The 14,957-nt window shown below is 69.8% G+C and carries 14 protein-coding genes, 1 tRNA gene and 1 pseudogene; 3 read left to right on the top strand and 13 right to left on the bottom strand.

Annotated elements, in window-relative coordinates; translation table 11 throughout:
• Nucleotides 1-30: 30 nt before the first annotated feature.
• The 11 genes and pseudogenes from KPL78_RS04090 to gatC all read right to left on the bottom strand — a co-directional run bounded on the left by KPL78_RS04090 (nucleotide 31) and on the right by gatC (nucleotide 10,101).
• Nucleotides 31-2,544, bottom strand: a complete 2,514-nt coding sequence (locus KPL78_RS04090) for a caspase family protein (RefSeq protein ID WP_219761599.1) — start codon at nucleotides 2,542-2,544, stop codon at nucleotides 31-33.
• Nucleotides 2,545-2,553: 9 nt separating this feature from the next.
• Complete coding sequence (locus KPL78_RS04085) at nucleotides 2,554-3,021, bottom strand: hypothetical protein (protein WP_219761598.1); 468 nt, start codon at nucleotides 3,019-3,021, stop codon at nucleotides 2,554-2,556.
• A gap of 553 nt (nucleotides 3,022-3,574) precedes the next feature.
• Nucleotides 3,575-3,715: a hypothetical protein gene (locus KPL78_RS04080; RefSeq protein ID WP_219761597.1), complete on the bottom strand. Its 141-nt coding sequence runs from the start codon at nucleotides 3,713-3,715 to the stop codon at nucleotides 3,575-3,577.
• A gap of 115 nt (nucleotides 3,716-3,830) precedes the next feature.
• Nucleotides 3,831-4,040 (bottom strand): annotated as a pseudogene (locus KPL78_RS04075) (transposase); the annotation flags it as partial.
• Between the two features lie 194 nt (nucleotides 4,041-4,234).
• Nucleotides 4,235-4,327: transfer RNA gene (locus KPL78_RS04070), tRNA-Ser, on the bottom strand.
• Nucleotides 4,328-4,420: 93 nt separating this feature from the next.
• Nucleotides 4,421-5,065, bottom strand: coding sequence for a glutathione S-transferase family protein (locus KPL78_RS04065; protein WP_219761595.1), 645 nt, complete (start codon nucleotides 5,063-5,065; stop codon nucleotides 4,421-4,423).
• Between the two features lie 68 nt (nucleotides 5,066-5,133).
• Entirely contained in the window at nucleotides 5,134-6,240 is a 1,107-nt protein-coding gene (locus KPL78_RS04060) for an AI-2E family transporter (RefSeq protein WP_219761594.1), read from the bottom strand.
• A 256-nt stretch (nucleotides 6,241-6,496) separates the two neighbouring features.
• Nucleotides 6,497-7,948, bottom strand: a complete 1,452-nt coding sequence (gene gatB / locus KPL78_RS04055) for an Asp-tRNA(Asn)/Glu-tRNA(Gln) amidotransferase subunit GatB (protein WP_219761593.1) — start codon at nucleotides 7,946-7,948, stop codon at nucleotides 6,497-6,499.
• Nucleotides 7,932-8,315 (bottom strand): hypothetical protein, encoded by a 384-nt coding sequence (locus KPL78_RS04050; protein ID WP_219761592.1) that lies wholly within the window; start codon nucleotides 8,313-8,315, stop codon nucleotides 7,932-7,934. Before KPL78_RS04050 ends, gatB begins: the two co-directional genes overlap by 17 nt.
• Complete coding sequence (gene gatA, locus KPL78_RS04045) at nucleotides 8,312-9,805, bottom strand: Asp-tRNA(Asn)/Glu-tRNA(Gln) amidotransferase subunit GatA (RefSeq protein ID WP_219761591.1); 1,494 nt, start codon at nucleotides 9,803-9,805, stop codon at nucleotides 8,312-8,314. Before gatA ends, KPL78_RS04050 begins: the two co-directional genes overlap by 4 nt.
• Nucleotides 9,805-10,101 (bottom strand): Asp-tRNA(Asn)/Glu-tRNA(Gln) amidotransferase subunit GatC, encoded by a 297-nt coding sequence (gatC, locus tag KPL78_RS04040; RefSeq protein WP_219761590.1) that lies wholly within the window; start codon nucleotides 10,099-10,101, stop codon nucleotides 9,805-9,807. Before gatC ends, gatA begins: the two co-directional genes overlap by 1 nt.
• A gap of 44 nt (nucleotides 10,102-10,145) precedes the next feature.
• On the opposite strand from gatC, the gene ruvX reads away from it, so the two are divergent.
• Nucleotides 10,146-10,628: a Holliday junction resolvase RuvX gene (gene ruvX / locus KPL78_RS04035; RefSeq protein ID WP_219761589.1), complete on the top strand. Its 483-nt coding sequence runs from the start codon at nucleotides 10,146-10,148 to the stop codon at nucleotides 10,626-10,628.
• Between the two features lie 410 nt (nucleotides 10,629-11,038).
• Here the strand turns inward: ruvX and KPL78_RS04030 are convergent, their stop codons facing one another.
• The gene (locus KPL78_RS04030; RefSeq protein ID WP_219761588.1) at nucleotides 11,039-12,343 is read right to left on the bottom strand and encodes a TIGR02594 family protein; all 1,305 of its coding nucleotides are present in this window, start codon (nucleotides 12,341-12,343) and stop codon (nucleotides 11,039-11,041) included.
• A 2-nt stretch (nucleotides 12,344-12,345) separates the two neighbouring features.
• Entirely contained in the window at nucleotides 12,346-13,428 is a 1,083-nt protein-coding gene (locus KPL78_RS04025) for a hypothetical protein (protein ID WP_219761587.1), read from the bottom strand.
• A gap of 227 nt (nucleotides 13,429-13,655) precedes the next feature.
• Between KPL78_RS04025 and KPL78_RS04020 the strand changes: the two genes are divergently transcribed.
• Nucleotides 13,656-14,444 (top strand): FkbM family methyltransferase, encoded by a 789-nt coding sequence (locus KPL78_RS04020; protein WP_219761586.1) that lies wholly within the window; start codon nucleotides 13,656-13,658, stop codon nucleotides 14,442-14,444.
• Nucleotides 14,423-14,950, top strand: coding sequence for a hypothetical protein (locus KPL78_RS04015; protein ID WP_219761585.1), 528 nt, complete (start codon nucleotides 14,423-14,425; stop codon nucleotides 14,948-14,950). The genes KPL78_RS04020 and KPL78_RS04015 overlap by 22 nt, the downstream gene beginning before the upstream one ends.
• Nucleotides 14,951-14,957 lie beyond the last annotated feature (7 nt).

Genomic DNA, 14,957 nt, shown 5'->3' with positions numbered 1-14,957 from the left:
CCCGGCTGGAATTCCGCCACGCGCGGAAGTTCAGCGCAGCGGGACGGCGAAGAGCGTGCCGTCGAAGCGGAGTTCGATCCCGGGCTCCTGGGCGCCGTTCGTCAGGTTCCGCACGCGCCGATCGACATAGCGGGCGAGTTCGGTCGCGCTGATCAGGCCGTCATGGTCGGTGTCGGCCGCACCCAGCGCTTCCAGCACCGCCTCGGTGAAGGCCCCATTCTGCCACGCCGGGTCCTCGCGCGAAGCCTGAGAGCCGGAGGAGGACGTCAGCACGCAAATATTGGCCGCCGCCAGCGCGGTGCTGAGGACGCGGGAGGCAGCTGGCTGCGCGCCGCCATCGAGCGAGGCGCCGCCGGAATAACACGCATCGAGCAGCACCAGCACGCGGCCCCGCTCGGCGATCCTCATTAGCGCGTCGCGCAGATCGCCGATCGGCAAGGCACTGCGCTGCAACGCAACGGCATCGCCGGGCCGGACGTCGCGCGGCAGCAGATAGAGCTTCTCGCCGATGCGCGCGCCATGGCCGGAGAAGTGGAAGACGGCGAGGTCGCCCGACTGCGTCGCGGCCTGCATGTTTGCCAGCGCGCGCAGGATGATCTCGCCGGTGGCGTCTTCGTTGCGCGGCGTCTCGCGATAGCCGGGTGCGTAGAGCGCGCCCTGGGTGCCGGCGAGGGCGGACATGACGTCATGCGCGTCGTGGTCGGCGAAGCGGAGCCGCAGATGCGCGGCGGTCTCGGGGTCGTATTCGCTGATGCCTACGGCGACAACATGCAGCCGCGCCCCCGGCGGCAGGCGGCTGTTGGTCAGTAGCCGCACTTTCTCCCGCTGCTCGGCTACGATGGCGAGGCCGATGGCGCGCGGCGTCTCCATCTCCTGCAACACCAGCCGGATCGCCTCCGGCCGGTGGAAGCCGGGGATGTCGGCGACGGCGAACTCCCGCGCCGGCTGCCAGCCGGGTTGGTTCACATGCCAGCGCAGCACGCCATGAGCGCCGGGACTGGCGGCGAAGAAGCCCTCCGGCGTCCAGGCGACCCAGTCGCGGCGGTTGAGCAGTGGCATGAAGGCGAGGATTTCCCGCCCGTCATCCATGCGGTGCCAGCGGATGGTGCCGTCGCCGTAGGCCGCGACCACGAGGCGCCCGTCGCCGGTGACGTTCACCGTCCAGGCGACGCTGGGCGCGCGCTGGCGCCAGAGCGGCGTGCCGCAGGCGTCGAAGGCACGCAGCGACCACTCGTTGCCGAGGACAAAGCGGCGCCCGTCGGGATGGATTGCGAGGCTGCGCGATTTCTCGTAGGGCTCGAGCCGCAGGGGCGCGCCGGCGAGGGTGGGGCAGGTGCTGTTCTCCCAGTCGGCGACCGGCAGCCCCTGCTGGCGGGGCCTGGCGGCCCAGCCATCCGCCGACGGCGCCAGAGTCAGCGCCAGTCGGCCTATGTCGAAGCGCATCGGCGCCTCACCCCCGCCCTCGAAGCCGAAATCGACCGTCGTGCCATCCACGGCGACGGCGAGGCTCGCCTGCTGCTCGCGCAGATCGGCCACCGGCGACGGCACCGTCCAGCGCACCTCCCCGGCCGGGCCGAAGCGGCCGAGGAAGGGGTCCTGGGCCGCGACCAGAATGTCACCGCCCGGTAGCGGGAGCAGACTCATCACCGTGTTCTGCGCTTCGGCGATCAGTTGGGGGGCGCCGCGCCCCCCGTCAGCCCAGGTCACCACCGGACCACCTCCGCGGTGCTGGTAGCGCCCGGCGGCGAGCAGCCGGACCCCCGCCGCCCAGGCGACAGTGCATAGCTCGCCATTGTCGATCCCAGCGCTCGCCGCCTCGTACAGCGGCGCTAGGCTGCGCCCGTCCAGCAGCGCGACTGCTGTGCTGTCGGTGAAGCCTATGGCGAGGCGCTGCCCCGAGGAGGAGAAAGCGATGCCGAAGGGGCGGCTGCCATCCGGCAGTTGGGTGGCGTGCAGGCGGCGGAAATCCGCCCCGTAGAGCCGCACCTGCCCGTCATGGCTCACGGTGGCGAGGCGCCCATCGGGCGCGAAGGCGGCGCCGTAGCTGCTTTCTCCATAGTCCGAGTCGCGCGCGACCTCCGCCCAACCCTGGTCGCAATCGAAGACGCGCAGGCCGTTCGACCTGCCAAGGGTCGCGGCCAGATGCCGCCCGCCCGGCCCGAAGGCGAGGTGGAGGACCACTTCCGGCAGCCCGCCGATCCGCTGCCGCAGCGCGCCGGTCGCGAGGTCGTAGAGGTAGATGCCTTCCGTCGGCGACGCCTCCGTCCACCCGCCGACGGCGATGATCTCCCCCGCCGGGTCGATGGCGACCGAAAAGGCCTTGCCGACATGGCCCGGCCCGGCGGGCAGGCGGATGGTCCGCAGCAACGCGCCATCCGCCAGCGACCAGACCCGCACCGTCTTGTCGTCGGAGCCGGTAACGGCGAAGCGCCCCGCGGCGTCCACGTCGGCTCGCTTGATAATCGCGGTGTGCGCGCCGAGGTCGACCACCAGTACCGGCTGGTCGTAAAAGCCCGGCGGCAACGATTCCTCGGCCTCGCACATCCGTGCGCTTCAGCCCGGCGGCGTCACGTCGGCGAAGTCCGGCCAGCGCGTCGCCTCCAGTTGCGCCCGGATGGTGTCGCGGCGGAGCTTGTCGGGCTCGCTGGCGCGATTCCAGATCGCCAGCCCTGCGGCAACGAGTTCCTTCACCAGTGGACCGAGACCGAGCAGGTCGCTCAGCACACTCCTCTGCCCTGCTGGCGCCGCCGGCAGCCGCTCCGCGACGGCGCGGCAGAAGGCATCGCGCTTCGTCACCGCCGCCTCCAGGCGCTGCGGCAGATCGTCCAGCGACTTCGGCTTGCTGCCCTCGGCGAGGGCGATGGAGAGGCCGGCGATGATTCCGTCCATCTCCGCCTTCGCCGTGCCATAGGCGGCGGCGAGGGTTGTGGGGTCGGGCAGCGTCTTCGCTTGTGCGGCGCAGGTGATGGCGCGCGTGCGCTCGGCGGCGAGGCGCGCGATGGCGTCCGGCCACCCGAGCACCGGTTGGTCAGCTGGCGCTCCCGCTCGCGCACCCTCTCCCGACGTCCCGACAGCGTCCATGTGCCGATCTCCTCCTTCAGCAAGCCACCGCGTCGCCATGGCGTCCCTTGCCCGGGACAAGGTCGCCGGCGCGAGGGACGGGATGATCGCGCCTCTCGTCACCACGCATTTCCCTTGCCCCGCTTTCGCGGCGCTGAGCGTTTCCTGTCAATGCCAGCACATCCCTGGCGCGACCGTCCACGACAGTTCGTCCTTTCACGGTCCCGCTGTGAGGCGGCGCACAGGCCCGTCCGAAGCTCGGGGTGAGATCGGCACGTCCAGGAAGCCCGTGCAGCCAAATCGGCCGCCGCAAGACCGCCGCCTTTGACGCGGAGGACGCACCGGCACGAATGCCCGCTCACGCCCATAGGCTTGCGCCGTCGCCTCGAACACCTTGCCACCACGCCAACTCATGGGTTCCGAGGAACCTTTCGGTCCTTGGCAGGTGGGTCGGGAGGGGCAGCGAGGCGATTTTGTCTGGCACCGCGACGTCGCCGGCGATGTGTGGGCTGGGCTAATGGAGCAGCAGCGCGGCATGCTCGCCGGGGCTGGCCATCTCACTGATCTCGGCCAAGTGCAGGCCCCACCCTCGCCACGCCTCGACGAGCATCGTGAAGGGCAGGCCTGACCGCAGGGCCAGGAGCACGTCCCGCACCGCATCCCGGGCGGCAAGAGCGACCCGTGCTAAGGCTACCTGGCGACAAAGCTCCCAGCCATGGCGCGCAGGTCGGCCTCCTGTAGCCACGGCGGGGCACCGCGGCCCGGAGTTCTCATACCAGCGTTTCGGCGACGAGGCTGTTCCAGGCGGCGCAGCAGGCGTCGACGATGGCGCGCGTGCCGCTGAACAGTCGGCCCGAGAGGTAGCGGTCCCGCAGGTACTGCCAGACCTTCTCGATCGCGCTCAGCTCGGGCGAATACGGCGGCAGGTGGACGAGGGTGATGTTCGTCGGCACGCGCAGCTCGTTCACCGTATGCCAGCCCGGAGCTCGGCGCCATCTCGGCCGCGACGCGGGCATGTCGGCTCCATGCGGAGCCCCGGTCGGACGCGGGAAACCCTTCGACCACTGTTCGCCGGTGGTTGCCCACAGCCGCCACTGGTCGGGGCTCTCTTGTGGGAACCTTTGTGGGACTACCGCCTAAAATCCCACTGAAAGCCGCAGAAAATCGAGAGAACTGGCGGAGGGGATGGGATTCGAACCCACGATAGGACTTGACATCCTATAACGGTTTAGCAAACCGCCGCCTTCGGCCACTCGGCCACCCCTCCGCAGGAGTGGAAAGTCACACGGCGTTGCAGGGCGCTGCTTCTACCCAGCGCGCCCCGCCCCGTCAAACTGTCCCGTGAAGCGCCGCGGTGCCCCTAGGACAGCGCGACCTCGAATCCGCGCTTCGTCGCCGGACGGGCCATCATCCCATCGTACCAGCGCGCGACGTTCGGATAGTCGGTGATGGCCTTGCCCTGGGTCGGCAGATGCCGCTCCGCCCGCCAGGCCCAGCCGAGGATCGCGAAATCGGCGATCGACGGCTCGCCCGCCGTCGCCACGAAGTCCCGCCCCTCCAGCTGCTTGTCGAGCACGCGGTACAGCCGCAGCGTCTCCTTCCCGTACCGCTCCAGGCCATACTCCTTCGCCGGCCCGTCCGGACGCATCATGAAGTGATGCACCTGGCCGGGCATCGGCCCGAAGCCGCCCATCTGCCACATCAGCCATTCATAGACCGGCACCCGCGCGCGCAGATCCTTCGGCAGGAACTTGCCCGTCTTCTCGGCCAGGTAGAGCAGGATCGCCCCGCTCTCGAACACCGTGATCGGCCTGCCGTCCGGCCCGTCCGGATCCTTGATCGCCGGGATACGGTTGTTCGGGCTGAAAGCCAGGAATTCCGGCTTGAACTGCTCGTCCTTCGAGATGTTCACGGGCACGACCGTATAAGGCAGCCCCATCTCCTCCAGCGCCGCGCTGATCTTGCGCCCATTGGGCGTGTTCCAGGTCCACAGCTCGATGGCCATGCGCCGTCATCCTCGTCCGTTCCAGGGCACGAGGAATCGCATGCCGCGCCGGAGGCGTCCATGCCGGCTCAGGCCGGCGGGTGCGACACCGCCCCGGCCTTGCGCCAGGCCTGCAGCAGGCCTTGCGCCACCGCCAACAGCGCCGGCCCGATGAAGAGGCCGAGAAAGCCGAAGGCGATCAGCCCGCCGAAGACACCGAGGATGATGACGCCTATCGACATGGTGCTGCCGCGCTGGATCAGCAGCGGGCGGACGATGTTGTCGCTGCCTGAAATCGGCAGCGCACCCCAGACCAGCATGAAGATCGCCCAGCCGGTCTCGCCCTGCGAATACAGCCAGGCCGCTGCCCCGATCCAGGTCACCACCACGAGCGGCCCGAGCACCTGGCTGATCGAGAAGATCATGGTGAGGAAGCCCAGCGCGACCGCCCCCGGGACACCCGCGATGGCGAGCCCCACGCCCATCAGCACCGCCTGCAGCAAGCCGGTTCCCACCACGCCCCAGGCCACGCCGCGCACCGCGCCACCCGCCGCATCCACGGCCTCCATCGCCGGATGCCCACCGAGTCGTCCCGCGATCTCGCGCAGTTGCGCCACGATGCGGTCCCCGTTGGTCCAGGCCATCGCCGCGACCAGCAGCGAGAGCAGGATCTGCAGCAGGCTCGCCGCCGCCGCCTGGCCCATGCTGACGAGCATGCTGGCGATGGCCCCGCTATAGGGCTTCACCACCTCCGCCAGATTGCCTCGCATCCCGGTCGCCTGGCTCCACAGGGCGCCGGCACGCTCGCCGATGAACGGGAGCCCGGCGACCCAGCCCGGCGGATCGGGCGACAGTTCCTCGAGCCACTGCCGCGCCATCGCCACCACCGCAACCACCTGGTCGCCGAGATCGGGCACGATCAGCGTCGCCGGCAGCGCCACCGCCAGGATCAGCACCACGAGCAGCGCCCCCGCCGCGATCCCCGGACGCACGCCGCGCCGGACCAGCGCATCGCGCGCCGGCCAGGTCCCGATGGCGATGAAGCCGCCGAAGGCGATAGCGAGCGCGAAGGGCTGCAACACCTGCACCACGCCATAGAGCAGCAATGCGAGCAGCAGCAGCACCGCCACGCGCTCGACGAGCAGCACCGTCTGCGCATGCCGCTCGGATGGCAGCTCCTGCGACTCGGTCGTCATGACATCCCCCGGTCCTTCCGCGCGCGGAGCCAAGCATGCGGGGACACGACAGGGGAAGAACCCACGAGCTTCGCCGGCAGGCCATGCGCTGCGCATCGGCCCGCGTTGCCGGATGGCCTCAGCCGATGCGGTGCCGAGCAGCGCGCCCCGAACCGCCCTCAGGCGGCCGTACGACGCGTTGGCACGGGGGATGCGCACATGGCCGGCAGGCGCACGTCACCAGGCCGCGGCCGGCGCCCAGCGCCGGCCGCATCAATCACGACAGCTTCTTCTTCAGGACCTCGTTCACCAGGGCCGGGTTCCCCTTGCCCTGCATGGCCCTCATCGTCTGACCGACGAAGAAGCCGAACAGCTTGTCCTTGCCCGACTTGAACTCCGCGACCTTGTCGGCGTTCTTGGCGAGAACTTCATCGATCACCGCCTCGATCGCGCCGGTGTCGGTGACCTGCTTCAGGCCTCGTTCCTCGACGATCAGCCCCGGGGCGCGGCCGGTCTCGACCATCACCTCGAAGACTTCCTTGGCGAGCTTCCCCGACAGCGTGTTGTCCGCCATCAGGTCGAGCAGCGCGCCGAGATCGGCCGCCGAGACCGGCGGCTCGGAGATCGAGGTCTTGGTCCGGTTGATCGCTGCGAACAGGTCGCCCATCACCCAGTTCGCCGCCTGCTTCGCGTCACGCCCCTTGGCGACGGCTTCGTAATAGGCGGCCGTCTCCTTCTCGAGCGTCAGCACATGCGCGTCATAGGGCGTGACGCCGTAATCCGCGACGTAGCGCGCCCGGCGCTGGTCCGGCAGTTCCGGCAGCGCGGCCTTGAGCTGGTCAACCCAGGACTGCTCGATCACCAGCGGCGGCAGGTCGGGGTCGGGGAAGTAGCGGTAGTCATGCGCATCCTCCTTCGACCGCATGGACCGCGTCACGCCGCGCCCGGTATCGAACAGGCGCGTTTCCTGGTCGACCGTGCCGCCCGATTCCCACACCTCGATCTGGCGCCGTGCCTCGGCTTCCACCGCCTGCATGACGAAGCGGATGGAGTTGACGTTCTTCACCTCGCAGCGCGTGCGGAACCCCTCCCCCGCCTTGCGCACCGAGACGTTCACGTCGGCACGCATGGACCCTTCCTCCATGTTGCCGTCGCAGGTGCCAAGGTAGCGCAGGATCTGCCGCAGCTTCGTGAGATACGCGCCGGCTTCCTCGGGCGAGCGCATGTCGGGCTCGGAGACGATCTCCATCAGCGCGACACCCGACCGGTTCAGGTCGATGAAGGACTTCGATGGATGCTGGTCGTGGATCGACTTGCCCGCATCCTGTTCGAGATGCAGGCGCGTGATGCCGATCGTCTTGGTGGAACCGTCCTGCAGCGCGATCTCGATCTGGCCTTCGCCGATGATCGGATGCGCGAACTGGCTGATCTGATAGCCCTGCGGCAGGTCGGCGTAGAAGTAGTTCTTGCGGTCGAAGCGCGACCACAGATTGACCTGCGCGTTGAGCCCGAGGCCCGTGCGCACGGCCTGCGCCACGCATTCGCGGTTGATCACCGGCAGCATGCCGGGGAAGCCCGCATCGACGAAGGAGACCTGGCTGTTCGGCTCCGCCCCGAAGGCGGTCGCGGCGCCGGAGAACAGCTTGGCATTGGACACGACCTGGGCATGGACTTCGAGGCCGATGACCAGTTCCCAGGGCCCGGTCTCGCCTTCAATGGTGTACGACATCGCCAACCTCCTCGCGCGCCCAGGCGAAGACGCGTTCCTGTTCCTCGGCGAGGAACGCCGCTGCGTCCCCGCCTACGATGCGCCCGCAGCGCTCGGCGCAGCGCGCGAAGCCGATCAGCGGCCTGCCGCGCATCGCACCATGTGTGACACTCTTCCGATCCACTACGACCGCCGAGAGCAGCGGCCAGCCGCGTGCGGTCGCATCCCGGCAGATGCCGAACAGATGTGGGTCCATGCGCCGCCGCGCCGCGTTCCACGGCACGCCATTCGCCTCGGCCACGTCGCCGTAGCTGAGGAAGCGGCGCTTTCCAGCCGCCGTCCGAATGGCCGCGACCGAGCGCGTGGGATCGAGCCCGGCTTCGCTCACGGTGCCACGCCGGCGCGGATCGCCGGCAGCGCCTTGAACCCCGCCGCGCGTTCGATGGCAGCACCCACCGCGAAGACGGTCTCCTCGTCGAAGGGCCGGCCCAGCACCTGCAGCCCCAGCGGCAGCCCCTGCGGATCGAGCCCCGCCGGCACCGACAGTCCCGGCAGCCCGGCGAGGTTCGCCGTCACCGTGAACACGTCGTTCAGGTACATCTGCACGGGGTCGTCGGACCCCTCACCTTCCGCAAAGGCCGCGGACGGCGTCGCGGGTGCAAGGATCGCATCCACCTTCGACCAGGCCTCGCGGAAGTCGCGCGCGATCAGCGCGCGGACCTTCTGCGCCTTCAGGTAGTAGGCGTCGTAGTAGCCGGCCGACAGAACGTAGGTCCCGATCATGATGCGCCGCCGCACCTCCGGCCCGAAGCCGGCCGCGCGGGTGCGCTCATAGAGGTCGCGCAGGTCGGAGTTCTTCTCCGCCTCCCGCAGCCCGAAGCGCACGCCGTCATAGCGCGCGAGGTTCGAGGACGCCTCGGCGGGAGCGACGATGTAGTAGGTCGGCAGCGCGTATTCGGCATGCGGCAGGGAGATCTCGACGATCTCCGCCCCCGCTTCCTTCAGCCAGTCCAGCCCCTGCCGCCACAGCTTCTCGATTTCGGCCGGCATGCCGTCGATGTGGTATTCCTTCGGCACGCCGATGCGCAGGCCCTTCACCGACCGCTCGCAGGCGGCGGCGAAATCCGGCACGGGCCGGTTCGCGCTGGTCGAATCCTTCGGGTCATGCCCGGCCATGGATCGCAGCAGGATCGCGCAATCCTCGACCGTCCGCCCGAACGGCCCCGCCTGATCGAGCGAGGACGCATAGGCCACGATCCCGAAGCGCGAGCAGCGCCCATAGGTCGGCTTGATGCCCGTGATGCCGCAGAAGGCCGCCGGCTGACGGATCGACCCGCCGGTATCCGTCCCGGTCGCCCCCAGAACCATGCGCGCAGCCACCGCCGCCGCCGACCCGCCCGACGATCCGCCGGGCACGAGCCGCGCATCCGGATCGTTGCGCCGCGACCACGGGTTCAGCACGGACCCATAGGCGCTGGTCAGGTTCGACGACCCCATGGCGAACTCATCGAGGTTCGCCTTGCCCAGGAACACCGCCCCGTCGCGCTTCAACTGCGCCGTCACGGTGCTCTCATAGGGCGGCACGAAGCCTTCCAGAATCTTCGACCCGGCCGTGGTCTGCACCCCCTCCGTGCAGAACAGGTCCTTGATCGCGAGGGGGATGCCCTCCAGCGGCCCCGCCTCGCCCCGCGCCCGCTTCGCATCAGACGCACGCGCGGCCTCCATCGCCTGCTCGGCCGTGACCGTGATCAGGGCGTTGATCTTCGGGTTCAGCGCCTCGACCGCCTCGACATGGGCGCGGGTCAGCTCCTCGGCCGAGATCACGCCCTCTTCCAACGCGGCGACAGCGCCCGCGATGGTGAAATCCGTCGGATGCATCACTCAACCACCTTCGGCACGCCGAAATATTCGCCCTCGCGATCAGGGGCATTGGCCAGGACCTTCGCGGCCTGGCCGCCATCGGTCACCACGTCGTCCCGCATCGGCATCGCGGCGATCCCTTCCGGATTACCGCCCGCCATGGGCTCCACCCCTTCGGTATCCACCGCCTGCAATTGCTCGATCCAGCCGAGGATGCCGTTGAGCTCGCCCTGGACGCGGGCGACCTCCTCTTCCTCGAGGCGGATGCGGGCAAGGGCGGCGACGCGCCGCACGGTGGCGGTATCGAGTGACATCAATGCTCTTCCAGGGGAACGGGGCGCGGACCATAAGCCCCGGCATGGCCATCATCAACCTGAACGACCTCCGGGCCGGCCTGCGACGCTACCAGCGCCTGATCGGCCTCGACCCGGGCAGCAAGACCATCGGCGTCGCCCTGTCCGACGTGACGCTGATGCTGGCGAGCCCCTATGCCGCGATCAAGCGCGGGAAACTCGCCGCCAACGCCGCCGAGATCGCCGCCATCGCGAAGAAGGAGGATGCCGGCGGCCTGGTCATCGGCCTGCCCTTGTCCATGGACGGGACCATGGGCCCGGCCGCCCAGGCGGCGAAGGATTGGGCCCGCGCCGTCTCGGACGCCACCGGCCTGCCCTGCGCCCTGTTCGATGAACGGCTCAGCTCGGCGGCCGTGAACCGCATGCTGATCGCCGAGGCCGACCTGACCCGCGCGAAACGTGCCGAGGCGGTCGACCGCGCAGCCGCAGCCTACATGCTCCAGGGCGCGCTGGATGCAAGCCGCCCGGCGCCATCCTCGCCGGACTGATACCAGCCAGCCTTTCGGCTGACCCGGCGTCAGAGTCCTGGTCTTGCGCGCGGCCGCTCCACCAACCCGGCGCGCCATGCCGTTCGCCTCGCCGATGACGAGGTCACCAGCAAGGCTCGGCGGTATGAGGCCCTCGTCCTGCGCCGTGGAACCGAGAGGCGCCTTGCCCCTCTCGGGCTCACCCCACCAAAGGCCACAGGGCCTTTGGAAACCTCGATCTGGTGCCGGGCGCGACGGGCAGAACAGCGACAAGACCCGCTCTTGCGCACGCAAGGCGCCTGGCGGGGGCAGCATGAACCCGGTGGCGGGGTGGTCTGGAAGGGCGGCGCCCCTCCAGACCACCTGCATCGCTCATTCCCGATGGCCGTTGGCATGAGAGACCGCCCGAAAACTCCGCCACCCCGCCGCCATCAGTTCGGCCATCGGAACCCGAATTTCCGCACCTCGCCGCGCCGGAAGGTGGTGACATTCACAGCATCCGCCTGGTTGCCCCCCAGCAGGCGGACCTCGGAGTCCGAGAGGCTGTCGAGAAACCCGACATGGCCCGATGCGCCCTTGGCCTGCGCCTCGAGCACGACGAGGCAGCCGCGCACCGGCTGGTCCAGGGCCCGTCCCCAGAGCAGCCAATCGGCCGCGCGGGCCGACCCCTCGCCCTTGCGCAGGGCGCCCCCCTTCCCGAAACAGAAGGATATGAAGGCGCCGCACCAGGGCACGCTGTCCGGCTGTTCGCCGAGGCTCGTCCAGGTGAAGTATTCGCGGATGCGCGGATTGTCGCTCGCGCCCTGCTTCTCCTTCTGGCCGATCTCGCCACGGGCCACGGTGAACCAGGCCGGCTCGCCGGCGGCCGCGAGGGCCGCGGCCGTGGCCGCCGGGGGCGGCGGCACGGGCACCGCCTGCTTTTCCTTGGCGAGCATGGCGAGCGCGTCCCGCAGCTCATTCACGAAACGCTCGGCCACCCCCTTCTGCACCGCAGGCGAACTGCTCTTGAAGCGGATCAGCTTGCCATCCGGGCCGACCCGGCCGCGTTCGGCATAGACCGCCCGGATCAGGGGTTCGTCATCGGGCCCTGCCCCCGCCGCCGCCAACGCAATGCCGAAGATCGCCACGCCATTGCCCGGCCCATGCTGGACCGCGGTCGACCACAGCACGTCGCGCAGCGTATGCGACCGCGTCCGCACATCGAGACCCGCCTGGCGCAGCCTGGCGGCGGCCGGCTCGTAGTAATCCCGCATGATGAAGGCGTGCTGGGCATGCCGGAACCCCTCGGCATCGGCCTGGGCAAGCCCCTTCCAGGCCGTGTCGAAGGCCTCGGACCCCGGATCGAGCCCGGCGAAACGGTCCGCGAAGGCGAAGGACGGATCATCGACGAAGCGCCGCACCGTGCCGCCCTTGGGCTGGCTCGTCATCTGCCAGTTGCCATAGGACTTGCCGCCCGGATCACCGACCCCGCCCGAGATCGTCCCCGGCCCGCCTTTCCCGACCTCGAACCGGCGCGACAGCTCGCCGAGCGTCTCGGCGCCGTCGAGGGGAAAGAAGCGGAATTCCGCGAAAACACCTTCGGGCTCGTCCCGCCGCTTGGCCTCGACCCGGTAGCGCCCCGCGGCCGCCGCCACTTCGTCCCTCAGCAGCAGCGCGATTTCCTCATCCGGGTCCGATCCCGGTATGTCGAGGCGGTTGGTGATGAAGTCCATCGGAATGACATCGTCGCCGGCCATCCTTACCTCCCTGGCGCCGCGCCTTCCGGCGGATTGAGCGGGCGCGGCCCGGCCGGCGCCGGCGTGATCACGACCGGCGGGGAGCTGACCGCGGCCCCTGGCGCGGGCGGCGGCGGCGGGCAGAGGCGCCGGCCCAGTTCAAGGAGTTCGGGGCGCAGGGAGGCGCTCTGGATGACGCGGCGCGGTGGCACGTTCTGGCCGGGCAGCAGCTCCTGCACGACGCGACGCATATTGGCCTCGTTCTGCTCGCGCCGCAGCGGGTCGGGGTCGCGCAGCATCTGCAGCAGGCATTGCTGCAAGCGCAGTTCCTCGGGCGGCAGCGGCGGCGGAATGGTCAGCGGCGCACGCGCCGGCTGCGACGCCGGCGGTTGCGGCTGCGGCGACAACGGCCGGTCCGGCGGCAGCGGCTGTTCCGTGAGCCTGCGGCCGTCCAGCGCCAGCCTCGCCTCGAAGGCGCTCAGGCCCACCGCCTCGGCCACGTTGACGATCGCGCCCTGGATGGTGCCCGCCCGGAAATACGCCAGCAGGTCCTGCAGGGCGGTCCCCACCGGATAGTCGCGCGCGCGGGCCTTCAGCCCATTGCGGATGCGCCGGGCGATGGTGTTGCGGTTCGCCCGCATGGAGACGAGCAGCGAGGTCGTCGTGCGCTCCGCGAGCACGTCCCGGTCGAAGGCCTCCCGCGCGCCGGTCAGGCCGGCGGCAAGCGCGGACAGGATGCGCGCCGTGGAGACGGGGACGCTGCTGATGCTCGCCGCGCCGGCCAGGCCCATGACCGCGACGCTCGTCGCGAAGCCGCTGTAGCGGTTGGTGTCGTTCAGTTCGCGTTCGAAGACCGTGTAGTTCATGTCGATGAGGACCATCATCGACTGCACGATCCGGTCGCGGCAGAGATCCTGGGCGTCGAGCGGCGTCGCGATGCAGCCGCTGATCGTGGTCCCGGAGACCTCGGCCTCCAGACCCCGCGAGACGTCGCCGAAATTCATGGGATGCGCGGGGGTCGAACTCAGCCCACCGCACCCTGCGGCCAGCACTCCGGTCAGCAGCAGCGCAACCGGTCGCAATAACCCGACGGGAGGCTTCGCCATTCCGGCCATCCTTCCAGCCGAACGCGCACCAGAACGTTCCGCATTAAATACGACATGAAGTGGAAGGATGGAAAGAAGTTTCAATTGATCCGGGAAAACATCCGACTGGCGATACATGTCGCGTGTGTCGCGACACGATGCCGCGCGACCATGGACCGCGGGACGGCTCTGACTATGCTGCGCAGCGCGCCGGACGCCCTGACCGCGATCGGCGCAGGAGACACTTTATGACCCGCCACGCGACCATGCTGGCAGAACTTGCCGCCGCGACGGCGTGGGCCCCGCCAGTATCCATCGAGGAACGGCTGCGCCACGCCTGCGTCCCGGCCCGCCTCGCCCTGCGCTGGGACCTTGCCCGCGCCCTGCGGCGTGGCGAGCGGGAGTTGCGCCTTGTTCCGCTACTCGCCGACCCGCGGCGCGTCTCGATCGATGTCGGCGCCAACCGCGGCATCTGGACCGAGATGCTGCGCCGCCATTCTGGCGCCGTCCTGGCGTTCGAGCCCAATCCGAAGCTGTTCCGCGAATTATCCCGCCGGCTTGGCTCCGGGGCCACGGCCCTGCCCATCGCTCTGTCGGACGCGTCGGGCTCGGCGGAGTTGCGGGTGCCGCGGCGCCGCAAGGGCTATTCCAACCAGGGTGCCACCCTCGCCCATGACAGCCTGGGGGACTGCGCCTATGGCGCGGTGAGCGTGCCCACCCGCCGGCTGGACGAGATCGAGACCGGCGATGTCGGCCTGATCAAGATCGACGTGGAGGGCTACGAAGCCGCCGTATTGCGCGGCGCCGCCGGGCTGATCGCGCGCTGCCGCCCGGTGCTGGTGATCGAGATGGAGGAGAAGCACCTCCATCGCCCCATCGCCGAGGCGATCGCCGAGGTCGAGGCGCTGGGCTACGTCGCCCATGTCGCCGGTCCGGAGGGGCCAGTGAAGCTCGACCGCGCCGATCTGCCGCGCCTGCATGGACCCCGGACGAAGCGGGAGGACTACGTCTTCAATTGGATCTTCCTGCCGGCGTGACCGCCGGCCCACCACGCTTCGAGGCCCGGAACCGGACCGCCATCGCGGGTTGGGCCTTCATCGGCCTCTGGCTGGGTTTCCTGTTGCTGATGACCGGGGTCATCGCGCGGGACGGGCCGCACCCCTCCCAGCCCGCGGACCTGCAATACGGCGCCATCGCCCTGTTCTGGCTGATCGGCATTCCGGTTGCCGGGCATCTGCTGTCCCAACCCTGCACGCGGCTGGTGGTCGCTGCGGATGGCAGCGCCAGCATGGTCCGCCGCAGCGCCTTCGGGCGTGAGGTCGAGGCCTTTCCCGCCGGCGCCATCGCGGCCATCGACATCCGCCGCGGCAAGGACGATGACGGCGATCTCCTGTTCCGCACCCTGATCGTCGCGGCCGACGGGCGGGAACGCCTGATCGGCGAAGGCCCCGTCGAGGCGGATCAGCAGGCCCGGGCGGCGCAGCTCCGCGCGGCGCTCGGCCTGCCCGGGAGCCTCCTGGCCGAATCCGCGCCGCCGGCCTAATCTCCGG

It is taken from the genome of Roseomonas alba, assembly GCF_019430885.1.
Taxonomy (GTDB): domain Bacteria; phylum Pseudomonadota; class Alphaproteobacteria; order Acetobacterales; family Acetobacteraceae; genus Neoroseomonas; species Neoroseomonas alba.
The sequence above is the reverse complement of the archived record's forward strand: the minus strand, read 5'-3'. Positions and strand labels throughout refer to the sequence as shown.

Coding starts and splice junctions, on each gene's coding strand:
- KPL78_RS04060 (WP_219761594.1), bottom strand. CDS start 6,240: ATGACGACCGAGTCGCAGGAGCTGCCATCCGAGCGGCATGCGCAGACG.
- KPL78_RS04025 (WP_219761587.1), bottom strand. CDS start 13,428: ATGGCGAAGCCTCCCGTCGGGTTATTGCGACCGGTTGCGCTGCTGCTG.
- gatA (WP_219761591.1), bottom strand. CDS start 9,805: ATGCATCCGACGGATTTCACCATCGCGGGCGCTGTCGCCGCGTTGGAA.
- ruvX (WP_219761589.1), top strand. CDS start 10,146: ATGGCCATCATCAACCTGAACGACCTCCGGGCCGGCCTGCGACGCTAC.
- KPL78_RS04090 (WP_219761599.1), bottom strand. CDS start 2,544: ATGTGCGAGGCCGAGGAATCGTTGCCGCCGGGCTTTTACGACCAGCCG.
- gatC (WP_219761590.1), bottom strand. CDS start 10,101: ATGTCACTCGATACCGCCACCGTGCGGCGCGTCGCCGCCCTTGCCCGC.
- KPL78_RS04030 (WP_219761588.1), bottom strand. CDS start 12,343: ATGGCCGGCGACGATGTCATTCCGATGGACTTCATCACCAACCGCCTC.
- KPL78_RS04065 (WP_219761595.1), bottom strand. CDS start 5,065: ATGGCCATCGAGCTGTGGACCTGGAACACGCCCAATGGGCGCAAGATC.
- KPL78_RS04020 (WP_219761586.1), top strand. CDS start 13,656: ATGACCCGCCACGCGACCATGCTGGCAGAACTTGCCGCCGCGACGGCG.
- gatB (WP_219761593.1), bottom strand. CDS start 7,948: ATGTCGTACACCATTGAAGGCGAGACCGGGCCCTGGGAACTGGTCATC.